A 12649-nucleotide genomic window follows, 5' to 3' on the forward strand; every position below is an offset into this window, starting at 1 on the left:
ACGCAATTATATCCTATTCCGACATGACTTCATTGAGGTCATCAAAAGTCAATCGAAATAAGGGATAATCACTTGCATCTATTATCATATTGTAAAAATATTTTAAATTTGTTTCATTTTCAGGCTCATAAAATAATTCAGGCTCATAAAATAAATAAGCTTGGTCTGTATTATCGATGAGAAACTGATTAAATTGTTTGAACTGAGCTGGCGATTGATAAGCTGGAAAACTATACTTTACGAAATCAACTTGTTTAAAGGCTGCCAATTTTTCTTGGTTAGCTTCACTCCAATTCTGACCGTGTGTTTCAAATGGAAATAACGTCGCTAACTTCAAAGGGTAGTCTTTCTGAAGTTCCTTAGCCACTTCTAGCGCCCAAAATTCAAAACCAAGGTTCCCAGTAAAAATCATCCAATCCACACCTTTATCTAAAAAGCGTTTAAGATCACGTTTGATTGTCTTCTTAATGATGGTTACCTTAGGATCCTTGTCTTTAAAAACACCAAGTTCAAAGCTCTTATAGCCCGTTATGAGTAGTGATGTCATTTATTGTTTTCCTCGCTCATTTTATGGTATAATGAAATAGTCTTTATGCATATCTTATAAAGAAGAAGGGAAAGAAATGGTAAACTATCCCCATCAGATATCTCGTAAGATAGCACAAGTAAGTACTAAAAAATCTAATAGAGTTGACTTTGCCAATCGGGGGATGAACTTTGAATCTGCTATCAATGCGACTAATAATTACTATTTGTCGCGTGGCTTAGCCGTTATTCATAAGAAACCTACACCTGTTCAGATCGTCAAAGTCGATTATCCAAAACGCTCACGAGCAAAGATTGTAGAAGCTTACTTTAGGCAAGCCTCAACTACTGACTACTCTGGCGTTTACAAAGGATACTATATTGATTTTGAAGCCAAAGAGACACGGCAAAAGACATCTATGCCTATGAAAAACTTTCATCCGCATCAAATTAAGCACATGTCTCAGGTCATCAATCAAGATGGAATCTGCTTCGTGCTACTTCACTTTTCAACGCTTAAGGAAACCTACCTTCTGCCTGCCAAAGACTTAATCGCTTTTTATCAAATTGATAAGGGGACAAAATCAATGCCTCTTGATTATATCAAAAAAAGAGGTTATGCAATCGCAGAGTCAGCTTATCCTCAAGTTCCTTATTTAGAGATCATTGAAAAATTATTAGGTGGTAACACATAATGGCTAAATTTAATTTCAGCAACTTTAAAGAATCACTTAACGGTTTAACTAAACGTGCTAAAAACATACAGGTTAAACGTTCAGATTCTTCTCGCTATAGCAAAGGAAAACGCTCAGCTGCTTCAGATCAAAATTTAGGATGGCGTATTGTAAAATACGGTTTTATTGGACTACTCACTCTCTTTGTAATCTGTGTCATTGCTGGTGGTGGACTCTTTGCTTACTATGTTAGTAGTGTTCCTAAACTTACCGAGAATAAGTTGCAATCAACAAACTCAAGTAAGATTTACGATAGAAATGGTAGTCTTATTGCTGACTTGGGATCCGAAAAACGTGAAAGTGCATCAACAGATGAGATTCCTATAACCCTAGTCAATGCAATTACCTCTATCGAGGATAAGCGTTTCTTTACCCATCGCGGCATTGACGTTTATCGTATTATGGGAGCCGCTATTAACAACCTTCGCCATAACAGCACTCAAGGGGGATCTACACTTGACCAACAGTTGATTAAGTTAGCCTACTTCTCAACTAATACATCAGACCAAACCCTTAAACGTAAGTCACAAGAAATATGGTTATCTCTCCAAATGGAGCGTCAGTATACTAAACAAGAAATCTTGACCTTCTACGTTAATAAGGTTTATATGGGTAATGGTTACTACGGTATGAAGACCGCAGCTAAATCTTATTTTGGTAAAGAATTAGGTGACCTCTCAGTTGCCCAAGCAGCTCTTCTTGCTGGTATCCCACAAGCACCAACACAATATGATCCTTATACTAATCCGGATGCTGCTAAAGAACGTCGCAACACTGTTCTTAATGAAATGTATGAAGACAAAAATATTTCTAAAGAGGAGTACGTGCAAGCTAAAGCAACGGATATATCAGATGGTCTTCTTCCACTTACGAATAAAGCTAGCTACGAACCATACCTAGATAACTACATCAAACAAGTTATTGAACAAGTCTCTACCGAAGCCAATGCTGATATCTACTCAGCTGGACTCGATGTCTATACAAATCTTGATCCTGATATTCAAAAATACATTTGGAATGTCTACAACTCAAATGATTATATTGCTTATCCTGATGACAAATTTCAAGTAGCTTCTACTATCATTGATGTTACCAATGGACGTGTTGTTGCTCAATTGGGATCACGTCACCAAGACGAAAACATTGCCCTTGGTACAAACCAAGCTGTTCAAACTGATCGTGACTGGGGGTCTACAATGAAACCTATCACCGATTACGCACCTGCTATTGAAAAAAGGGTATATACTAACACTGGTACTACCGTTTACGATACCCCTTATAATTTCCCAGGTACTTCAACTCCAGTTTACAACTGGGACCGCAAGTATTACGGAAGTATCTCTCTGACTTATGCGATTCAACAATCACGTAACGTTACTGCGGTTAAAGCGCTTCAAGCGACTGGCTTGGATTATGCTCAATCCTTTTTGAAAGATTTAGGTATTGAGTACCCAGAGATGTTTTATTCAAACGCTATCTCATCTTCAACAACATCATCAGATCCTAAATATGGTGCTTCAAGTGAGAAGATGGCGGCTGCCTATGCATCCTTTGCCAATGGTGGTACTTACTATAAACCTTCCTACATTAAATCAATTAAATTTGAAGATGGTTCAACAAAATCATACGATTCTAAAGGTGTCGAGGCCATGTCGCCACAAACAGCTTATATGATGAATAGCATGTTGAAACAGGTTTTGACAGGTGGTGCAGCGACTGAAGCTTATGTACCTGGCACCATCAATGCCGGTAAAACGGGTACATCTAACTACAGTGACGATGAGTACTATCAAGTACAAAAAGAAAGTGGCGTCTACACTGATCTTATAGTTCCTGACGAAACGTTCGTTGGTTATAATACTAAATATGCAATGGCCATTTGGACAGGTTATAAAAACCGTAAAACTCCACTTTATGGCTCAGACCTAGATATTGCTAAACAAATCTACGCTCTAACAAGTAGATACCTCAACCAGATGTATGGTGCAGGTTCGGAAGATTTCAATATGCCTAGTGGTGTTTACAACAATGGTAGTTACGTCTTCTTAACTGGTTCGTCAACGTCAAATGTTTATAACGGATCACTAGGAACCTCTAGCTCATCATCAAGTTCGGATTATGGTAAAAATAGTGACTCATCAAGTTCACAAGATAGTCGACAGTATGGCCCAGATGCATCTACAAATCCTTCAACATCGGGTTCTTCGGGTTCTAACGGTGCTGAGAATTCAAATTCAAGCACTTCTACTTCTACTTCTACTTCTACTTCTACTTCTACTTCTACTTCTACTTCTACTTCTACTTCTACTTCTACAGTAGATGAGTAAAAAGGAATTGAAAAGAGTTATCCATTAGATAGCTCTTTTTACAACCATAAATTTTAATGAAGTCAACTAAAAACACTGGAATTCTATCCAGTGTTTTTGAAATATCCTCTTATTTTGAAGCAAGGGATCCCATTGGGTCCCAAGGCGCAAGCACTTGTGGATCTGCTTCATAGGCAGCCAACTCTTCAGCTGTAAGGAAATCTTTGCGAACAACGATTTGATATGTATATTCATCCATCCAAGCATCAGAAGCAACAAAGTACCCCTTTTGTCCAACCTTGTCTCCCCAAGAGTTTTCAATCTTCCATTTAATTGGTTTACCATCAGCATCCAGATCAACACCTGTCAATACCATGGCATGGGTCATGAGAGATTCACTGTAGTCTAAACGTCCAGCCTTGTCTTGAGTCCAGTTAATATCCATGCTAGCTGTAAAGTCGTAAACATTAGTTGCAAGAATACCTTTTTGACGGTCCGAAACCTGACCAACATCTGAACCAAACCAAACACTCTCTCCTGCCTTCATCTGTGCAATAGCAAGCTCTTTGAATCGGTCCATTGGGAGGTTAATATAACGAACACTTGGCGCACCTACAACATTTCCCAACATCTCAACCGTGTAAGATTTTCCGTAAGGTTTATCAGCTGTTGGAGCGTTGATAACTGATACATAGTCGCTGAGTTTAAGGCCAACATATTTTTCAAAGAAGGCCCGTGGCGTGATACCCTTCTCAGATTGATAGTTATCATCTTTATCTCGATAGGCAAAATCAAACTGACGTGGTGGCAATCCAAGGGTCATGGCAAGATAATTGAAGATTTCTTGAAGGAACTCCTCCTTTTTAGCTTGAACAGCAGCCTGATCAGCACCACTGGCAATCAAATCGCGCAAGATTTGGGCATCTTGACGAAGGAGCTTATTAAGGTATTGATTAAGCTCACGACTATTGCTTGAAGCTACAGATTCTGGATATACTGATTTTGGTACAACACCATATTTTTCAAAGAGTGATACGACCATATCCCATTGTCCACCATCTTGTTGAGGGGTATCCAAAAGGAATTTAACCTTACGACTATCAATTTCTTGATCTGCTGTAGCAATAATTTGTTCCAAGAACCAGTTTGATTTTTCATATTTATCCCAGAAAAATGTGTGGGCTTGAGAAAGCTCGAAACTTTCCAATTTGAAGTCTGAAATCAATTTATGGCGGAAAGTATTAAGGGCCGCAAACATCCAGCAACGACCTGAAGCTTTTTGGTTAGACACCTCATCTTTAGTCAAATCAATTGAGAAAACAAAATCATTTTCCACTTCTGATTGACGTGTCTTGATAGATTTAAGCAAGCCGTTATGGGTTACTGCGTTTTCAATAGCGCCATACTTGGCATTGGCCTCATAATCTGCAAATAGTTTTTCTGTGAAATCTGTTGATAGTGAAGTCATAAGATTCCTCCTTTTAAGACTTATTCCTATCTATTTTATCACTAATTTCTGAAAATTCAATTTAAAAATACCCCTAGGTTAAACCTAGGGGTACGACAATCTTATTCAACTTTATCAAAAAGCGTTTCAGGTGCTGGTTTAGTTGGCTGACATGACATGATAATGAGTACAATACTTCCAATGAATGAGAAGAAAGTCAAGATTGGTACAAGCCCTACACAACTTAGAAGCCCCCAAGCCGGATGAATACCTGCATCTCGCAAACGACGAAATTGAAGGGACAGTTGTGGAATTAATATGATCAATCCAAAAATCATTATTGGCGACATATATTTCAAAATCATTTTTTGTATTTCAGTTGAGTCATTTAATATCGCTGGGTTATGAGACACATTACTGAAGAAAGGAATGAGAACAAAACCTACTACAAGGATAGTACTAATGATAACATTAATCAAGTAAACCCACCAGTAGTCTGGGCGTGTCGAACGTCCACTAAAATCAAAGGCTCGCTTCCAAAAATCAATATAAGCTTTAATCATAAATCATTTCTCTTCTTATTTCCAAAAATCGTCAAAAATAGTGATTGGCAAGTGACGTTTGTGTTGACCTTTACGCCACCAAGTCTCAATCGTTTCCTGAGCTTTGGCTGATACTTCCTTGCCTTCAAGGTAATCATCAATCTCACGATAGGTCACTCCCAATGCCACTTCGTCGGCAATTCCTGGTCTATCTTCTTCCAGGTCAGCTGTTGGTACTTTTTCATAAAGGGCTTTATCAGCACCAAGCTCTGCGAGAAGGGCAGCGCCTTGACGCTTGTTTAGACGAAAGAGGGGCAGGATATCCGCACCACCATCACCAAATTTTGTGAAGAACCCTGTAAGGTTTTCAGCGGCGTGGTCTGTCCCAATAACTGCTCCACTATTTTCACCAGCAACCGCATATTGGGTTATCATACGTTGGCGGGCCTTGATATTTCCCTTATTAAAGTCAGATACGTTTACACCTGCCTTGGCCAGTTCAGTAACCTGACCATCAACAGCTTCTTTAATGTTAACCGTGAGACTTACATCTGGCTTGATAAAAGCTAGGGCACGTTGGGCATCGTCTTCATCTGCTTGAACTCCATATGGTAAACGAATGGCGATAAACTGATAGTCTTTTTCTGTCTCTGCACGAAGTTCTTCAACCGCAAGTTGCGCAAGACGACCAGCCAATGTAGAATCCTGACCTCCTGAAATCCCTAAAACATATGTTTTAAGGAATGGATGTTTGATCATGTAGGCCTTCAAAAAATCAACGGATGTTCGAATCTCTTCCTTCGGATTAATGCTAGGTTTAACTCCTAGTTGAGCAATAATAGTTTCTTGCAAAGTCATATTTTCTCCTTTTACTCTGACAAGTCACGGGCTTTTTTACGCATATTATCAATAAAGGTCATCTTGTTATCCCAGACATCTTTGGCCAAGTCAACTGGATAATCTTGGGGGTTAAGCACGCGCTTGTACTCATTCCAAAGCTTATCCAATTCCTTAGTCGCATAGTTCTTGATTTCATCAAGACTTGGCAAATCATAGATTAGTTGCCCCTTGTCGTAGATTGGGACCAAAAGTGGCACCGCATCAAAATCGCGGACAGTTTTGTTAATGTAGGTGTAAGTTGGGTGGAACATGTTGATTTCTTCTAAAGCATTAACATCCGTGTCTGCGAAGGTGATATAGTCACCTTCTGATTTTCCCTTAGCACGGCTCGTAATACGCCACACTTGCTTCTTACCCGGTGTCGAAACCTTCTCAGCGTTGTTGGACAACTTGATGGTATCCTGCATGACTCCCTGATCATTCTCGATTGAGACAATTTTGTAGACCGCACCCAAGGCTGGTTGATCATAGGCTGTGATAAGATTAGTACCAACACCCCAAACATCAATCTTGGCCTTCTGCATTTTCAAATTAAGAATGGTATTTTCATCAAGGTCATTTGAAGCGTAAATCTTGGCATCAGGAAAACCAGCCGCATCTAGTTGCTTACGGACCTGCTTAGACAGATAAGCCAAGTCACCTGAATCAAGACGAACACCCAAGAAGTTGATCTTATCACCTAGCTCTTTAGCCACACGGATAGCATTTGGAACACCAATCTTAAGGGTATCATAGGTATCCACAAGAAATACGCAGTCTTTATGAGTAGATGCATAGGCTTTAAAGGCATCATAATCGTTTCCATAAGCTTGAACAAGGGCATGGGCATGAGTACCTGAAACAGGAATACCGAAAATCTTACCTGCACGTACATTTGAAGTTGCGTCAGCACCACCAATCACGGCTGCACGCGTCCCCCATATTGCTGCATCCATCTCTTGGGCACGACGTGTCCCAAATTCCAACAGAGGAGCATCCTCAATAACTGAACGAATACGAGCTGCCTTAGTCGCAATAAGAATCTGGTAATTAAGGATATTCAGTAGGGCAGTCTCTACTAACTGACACTGAGCCAAGGGACCTTCCACTTGAAAAATCGGTTCATTAGCAAATACCAAATCACCCTCAAGGGCTGAATTGATAGTCAACTCGAGTTTTAGGTTGGCTAGATAGTCCAGAAAATCCTTCGGATAGCCTAAATCCTTCAGATAAGCAATATCAGTTTCTGAAAAAGTCAGATTTTCAAGATAGTTGACAATACGCTCCAGACCTGCGAACACAGCAAAGCCATTTTTAAACGGAAGTTGACGGAAATATACTTCAAAAACGGCCTTTTTATTGTGAATACCTTGGTTGAAGTAGACCTGCATCATATTGATTTGATACAAGTCCATGTGCAAGGTTAAACTATCATCTTTATACAAGGATTTCCTCCAATCGAATAGGTACTTATTTTTTGTTATTAATAGCTTGTATACTCTGACTATTATAGCATTTTTGAGCAATTGTCTCCACATTTCAGAAAGTTAAATATTGTTTGGATTTTCCGATTTTTCTAATGGTTCTTTTGACGAAAAAGAGTAGCCTTGATGGACTACTCTTCATTTCTATTCATAGACTTAGGTTACTGATAGGCTCGCCTACGTCTGCACTACCAACCAGAACTGTGTTTTTATCTTAGTTGGGACTATTATAGCATATTTATAATCTTCTTTTATTGCTTTTTCAAATGCCTATCAAAAAAACGAATAGTAGCCAACCAAGAATCCTCACTCTCTTTCATCAGTAAACGCCAATCTTTTTGATAACGATGATTTGGTTGATAAGCCACCGTCAACATGTGACCTGTTTCATGATATTTTTTAAATGTAATGTAGTGTCCTTTATAATGTGAGACAATATCATCAATTGCTGACGAGGCATCCCATATTTTATCAACAGTACTTCCGAGCAACAAGGTTGGTGAATACATTTGACCAATATCTATCCTAGCAGAGCAATCTTTAGGGAAATTTTTTCTAAAAAGTTTACTGAACAGATAATCTCTAAATCGAAACTTTTGATAGGGAAGTTCTTTTTGCAAATGCGTCCAAGTAGAAGTATGAGAGTTCCATTTCCCTATTATTCCTTCATACACCACATCAGAGGGGGAATTTAGTACCAGGCATTGAACGTCATTAAAAATGCTCTCCCCAGCTAAAACTAACTCTGCTCCCTTAGACCGTCCATAGATTCCAATTCTTTCACTATCTACTTGAGGGTGCTGACGTAGATAACTCTTTGCCTCCACAAGGCACTCTAAAGGAACATGTTTCAAATGTTTTGACAACCCCTCTAAACCAAAGTAGGCAATTGCTAAATAAATATAACCTCTAGAAGAGAGAAGATGAGCTATATTCTGTGCCTTTTCAATCCTTCCTTCACTACCGCTCACAATAATCAATGCTGGTGTTTTGATTGCCTTTTTATCATAAAAGAGTCTCCCTTGAAAATGTTTCCCGTAAATATCTTGATGACTAATTTGCGAACTCATGTAATGTCTTGTGAAAGTTCTCTCTGCAATGACAGTATTTCCTTGCATAATTTTGATTCCCACAAAAAAATGATCCAATAAGGGAATTTTAGAAAGAGAGTTTGGAAGTTTCTTTCTCTTATTGGTCAAGGGCTTGGCATTAAAAAATAGCCCCATTGTTGAAATACCTTCATACGAGCCAGAACAAGATGGGATTTGTGAGATATTAATAATACCATTCGTATCTGATACAAAAGTCGCTGTCGATTTCCATAAAACATCATGAGCTAAATGCATGGAAGCATTGATACAATAATAATCAGATAGAAACATTTTGACTCGATATGTTTCTCTTCGTTTTAAGTCATTGATGACAATATTAAAAGATTCATCTGCTAACTCAGACGTCTAGATAAATTAAATTTGTATATTCATATCTTTCTCTTTTTGTTAATATGATTAACAATATGGTTTTAAAATTACCGTGATTTTTTCCACGGTAATTCTCGCCACACCTGTTCAACATCATCCAGCAGTTTTATAACCATTTGAAGGTCCTCCTCACTATAGTTTCTTAAAACTGAAAAAATGGCTTTTTCAATATGTTCTTGCTGCTCTTTATGGATGTTAAAAACCTCAACCCCTTTTTTAAATAATATCAGATATATTTTTTTTCATTATCCTGTGCAAATTCAAAAGAAACGAGGTCTTTCTTGATTAAACGTCTAACACTCTGAGTGACGGCACTCCTTGATACTTCAAGCAACTCAGATAATTTCACTAGATTCACAGGCTGATTCCGACCTATTAGGTCAATCAATTGGACTTCATTAATAGTGATTGATTTATCAATACTATTCCTATACTGGGTCCTTTTTCAACCGTTCAAAGGCTAAAGCAAAGCTATTAAAACGTTTATTAAACTTATGCAGTTCTTTCTTATTCATAGTTTCCTTCTTTTTGTTAATGATATTACAAAATATCGTTTTCTTGTTAAGAAGAGTAAAAAATCCTCCAGAGTCTAACTCTAGAGGATTCATTTCTTATTCCACAACAATATAAACGAGTTTAGTTAGCTCAAACAGTTTGGGGAACTGTTTAAGGTTGCAAATCAGCAAACAAATTGGTTATTTCACAACAATGTTCACAAGCTTGTTCGGTACCGCAATTACTTTCACAATTTCCTTGCCATCAATCTCTGCTTTGACTTTTTCGTCAGCCAGAGCCACTTCTTGCAATTTTTCGCGTGAAAGGTCTTTAGCAACCATGAGTTTAGCACGGACTTTTCCTTTGATTTGGACGACGATTTCGATTTCGTCTTCAACTAATTTGCTTTCGTCCCAAGTTGGCCAAGGCACATAAGAGATTGACTCACCTGTTGCTGTAAGAGTTTGCCAGAGTTCTTCTGCCAAGTGAGGTGCAAATGGGGCAATCAATTGGACAAAGCCTTTGGCATAATCCACATAGAGTTTGTCTTCCTTGTTAGCCGCGTTAACAAAGACCATGAGTTGAGCGATGGCTGTGTTGAATTTCATCAACTCAATTTGCTCAGTGACGGATTTAACGGTTTCGTTATAAACTTTGTCAAGACCACCATTATTTTCCGCAACGATTTCTTTACTTGTAATCAAACGGTAAACACGATCAAGGAATTTACGGCTTCCCTCCAAGCCTTCTTCTGACCAAGCGATAGAAGCATCGAGTGGTCCCATGAACATTTCATAGACACGAAGGGTATCAGCACCATATTGTTCCACCACATCGTCTGGGTTAACCACGTTCTTGAGGGATTTAGACATCTTGGCTGGTGCTTGCTCCAACTCTTCTCCTGTTTCCACATGGAAAAAGGAACCATCACGTTTTTCAACCTTGTCAGTCGCCACAAGAGCACCACGGTGGTCACGGTAGCTTGTTCCCAAGATCATTCCTTGGTTAAAGAGTTTTTGGAATGGTTCTTTAGTTGGAACGACACCGAGGTCATAGAGGAATTTGTGCCAGAAACGAGCGTAAAGCAAGTGAAGAACGGCGTGTTCTGCACCACCCACGTAGATATCGACTGGCAACCATTGTTTGAGGAGGTCCTCATCTGCCAATTTTTCTGTGTTATGTGGGTCGATATAGCGAAGGTAGTACCAGCTTGAACCTGCCCATTGTGGCATGGTGTTGGTTTCACGACGACCTTTGACCCCATCTTCACGAGTCACTTCAAGCCAGTCTGTCGAGTTAGCCAATGGACTTTCACCAGTACCTGAAGGACGGATGTCCTTGGTTACTGGCAAGACAAGTGGCAATTCGCTTTCTGGAACGGCTGTTGTAGTGCCATCTTCCCAATGAATGATTGGGATTGGTTCACCCCAGTAACGTTGACGGCTAAAGAGCCAGTCGCGGAGACGGTAAGTGACTTTTTCTTGACCAAAGCCTTTTTCTTCCAACCAAGCTACAATTTTAGCAATAGCTTCTTCTTTGTTAAGCCCGTTCAAGAAGTCAGAGTTGACATGAAGACCGTCTTCTGTGTAAGCTGCTTCTTCAACGTTGCCACCTTCAAGTACTTCTACGATTGGAAGACCAAACTGTTTAGCAAATTCCCAGTCACGCTCATCGTGAGCAGGTACGGCCATAACTGCACCTGTTCCGTAGCTAGCGAGAACGTAGTCCGCAATCCATATTGGGATTTCTCTACCGTTAACAGGGTTTATAGCATAAGCTCCAGTCCAAACCCCTGTTTTTTCCTTGGCAAGGTCGGTACGAGCCAAGTCTGATTTAAGGCTAGCTTGGTGTTTGTAGTTAGCTACAGCCTCAGCTTGTTCAGGACTTGTGATAGCATCTACTAAGTCATGCTCAGGCGCCAAAACAGTGAAGGTCGCACCGAAAAGGGTATCCGGACGTGTCGTAAAGACGGTGAATTCCTTGTCAGTACCTTTCACTTTGAAGGTGACATTGGCACCAGTTGATTTACCAATCCAGTTGCGTTGCATGTCCTTGATAGACTCTGGCCAATCCAACTCATCCAAGTCATTGAGCAATCGCTCTGCATAAGCAGTGATTTTAAGCATCCATTGGCGCATTGGTTTACGGACAACTGGATAGCCACCACGCTCAGAAGTTCCGTCCGGAAGGACTTCTTCATTGGCGATAGCTGTTCCTAGTTCCTCAACCCAGTTTACCGGTACTTCCGCCTCATAAGCCAAACCTTTTTCGTAAAGCTTGGTGAAAATCCACTGCGTCCACTTATAGTAGTTTGGATCTGTTGTGTTGACTTCACGATCCCAGTCGTAAGAGAAGCCAAGCGCGTTGATTTGACGTTTGAAGTTGGCAATATTTTCCGCTGTAAAGTCAGCTGGATCATTACCAGTATCCATAGCATATTGCTCTGCAGGCAAACCAAAAGCATCCCATCCCATTGGGTGAAGGACGTTATAGCCTTGGGCACGCTTGAAACGGCTAAGGATATCTGTCGCTGTGTAGCCTTCTGGATGTCCTACGTGAAGACCCGCTCCAGATGGATAAGGGAACATGTCAAGCGCATAAAACTTAGGTTTTGAAGCATCTGTTCCTGTCTTAAATGTGTGATGGTCAGCCCAGTATTTTTGCCACTTAGGCTCGATTTCTTTATGATTGTAAAAACTCATGGTTTCTCTCCAATATTCGTAATGCTTCTATTATAGCATTTTTGAAGGATTTTT

Annotated in this window: 9 protein-coding genes and 1 pseudogene; 2 read left to right on the forward strand and 8 right to left on the reverse strand. The window is 39.7% G+C overall.

Annotated elements, in window-relative coordinates; translation table 11 throughout:
- Nucleotides 1–13 precede the first annotated feature (13 nt).
- Nucleotides 14–547: a DUF1273 domain-containing protein gene (locus NSQ85_RS00005; RefSeq protein ID WP_340780877.1), complete on the reverse strand. Its 534-nt coding sequence runs from the start codon at nt 545–547 to the stop codon at nt 14–16.
- A gap of 76 nt (nt 548–623) precedes the next feature.
- On the opposite strand from NSQ85_RS00005, the gene recU reads away from it, so the two are divergent.
- Together recU and pbp1a are read left to right on the forward strand one after the other, a co-directional pair.
- Nucleotides 624–1220 (forward strand): Holliday junction resolvase RecU, encoded by a 597-nt coding sequence (gene recU, locus NSQ85_RS00010; RefSeq protein ID WP_024009722.1) that lies wholly within the window; start codon nt 624–626, stop codon nt 1218–1220.
- Nucleotides 1220–3586, forward strand: coding sequence for a penicillin-binding protein PBP1A (gene pbp1a / locus NSQ85_RS00015; RefSeq protein ID WP_340780878.1), 2367 nt, complete (start codon nt 1220–1222; stop codon nt 3584–3586). Before recU ends, pbp1a begins: the two co-directional genes overlap by 1 nt.
- A gap of 109 nt (nt 3587–3695) precedes the next feature.
- Here pbp1a and pepC read toward each other — a convergent pair whose 3' ends face one another.
- From pepC to leuS, 7 genes and pseudogenes are all read right to left on the reverse strand, one after another.
- The gene (gene pepC / locus NSQ85_RS00020; RefSeq protein ID WP_340780879.1) at nt 3696–5033 is read right to left on the reverse strand and encodes an aminopeptidase C; all 1338 of its coding nucleotides are present in this window, start codon (nt 5031–5033) and stop codon (nt 3696–3698) included.
- Between the two features lie 101 nt (nt 5034–5134).
- The gene (locus tag NSQ85_RS00025; RefSeq protein ID WP_179972583.1) at nt 5135–5575 is read right to left on the reverse strand and encodes a DUF805 domain-containing protein; all 441 of its coding nucleotides are present in this window, start codon (nt 5573–5575) and stop codon (nt 5135–5137) included.
- A 15-nt stretch (nt 5576–5590) separates the two neighbouring features.
- Nucleotides 5591–6412 (reverse strand): ammonia-dependent NAD(+) synthetase, encoded by an 822-nt coding sequence (gene nadE / locus NSQ85_RS00030; RefSeq protein WP_179972582.1) that lies wholly within the window; start codon nt 6410–6412, stop codon nt 5591–5593.
- An 11-nt stretch (nt 6413–6423) separates the two neighbouring features.
- Nucleotides 6424–7878 (reverse strand): nicotinate phosphoribosyltransferase, encoded by a 1455-nt coding sequence (locus NSQ85_RS00035; protein ID WP_179972581.1) that lies wholly within the window; start codon nt 7876–7878, stop codon nt 6424–6426.
- Nucleotides 7879–8168: 290 nt separating this feature from the next.
- Nucleotides 8169–9299 carry an acyl-CoA thioesterase/BAAT N-terminal domain-containing protein gene (locus tag NSQ85_RS00040; RefSeq protein WP_415669274.1) on the reverse strand — a complete coding sequence of 377 codons (1131 nt, stop codon included), beginning with the start codon at nt 9297–9299 and terminating at the stop codon, nt 8169–8171.
- A gap of 146 nt (nt 9300–9445) precedes the next feature.
- Nucleotides 9446–9913: pseudogene (locus NSQ85_RS00045) on the reverse strand (MarR family winged helix-turn-helix transcriptional regulator).
- Nucleotides 9914–10093: 180 nt separating this feature from the next.
- Nucleotides 10094–12595 carry a leucine--tRNA ligase gene (leuS, locus tag NSQ85_RS00050; protein WP_179974199.1) on the reverse strand — a complete coding sequence of 834 codons (2502 nt, stop codon included), beginning with the start codon at nt 12593–12595 and terminating at the stop codon, nt 10094–10096.
- Between the last annotated feature and the right edge of the window lie 54 nt (nt 12596–12649).

It is taken from the genome of Streptococcus sp. FSL L8-0526 (genome assembly GCF_038007145.1).
Lineage (GTDB): Bacteria > Bacillota > Bacilli > Lactobacillales > Streptococcaceae > Streptococcus > Streptococcus thermophilus.

What these genes read in the sequence shown, in the direction of transcription:
- NSQ85_RS00005 (WP_340780877.1), bottom strand. Translation starts at nt 547, where the DNA reads ATGACATCACTACTCATAACGGGCTATAAGAGCTTTGAACTTGGTGTT.
- pepC (WP_340780879.1), bottom strand. Translation starts at nt 5,033, where the DNA reads ATGACTTCACTATCAACAGATTTCACAGAAAAACTATTTGCAGATTAT.
- nadE (WP_179972582.1), bottom strand. Translation starts at nt 6,412, where the DNA reads ATGACTTTGCAAGAAACTATTATTGCTCAACTAGGAGTTAAACCTAGC.
- leuS (WP_179974199.1), bottom strand. Translation starts at nt 12,595, where the DNA reads ATGAGTTTTTACAATCATAAAGAAATCGAGCCTAAGTGGCAAAAATAC.
- NSQ85_RS00040 (WP_415669274.1), bottom strand. Translation starts at nt 9,299, where the DNA reads ATGTTTCTATCTGATTATTATTGTATCAATGCTTCCATGCATTTAGCT.
- NSQ85_RS00025 (WP_179972583.1), bottom strand. Translation starts at nt 5,575, where the DNA reads ATGATTAAAGCTTATATTGATTTTTGGAAGCGAGCCTTTGATTTTAGT.
- recU (WP_024009722.1), top strand. Translation starts at nt 624, where the DNA reads ATGGTAAACTATCCCCATCAGATATCTCGTAAGATAGCACAAGTAAGT.
- pbp1a (WP_340780878.1), top strand. Translation starts at nt 1,220, where the DNA reads ATGGCTAAATTTAATTTCAGCAACTTTAAAGAATCACTTAACGGTTTA.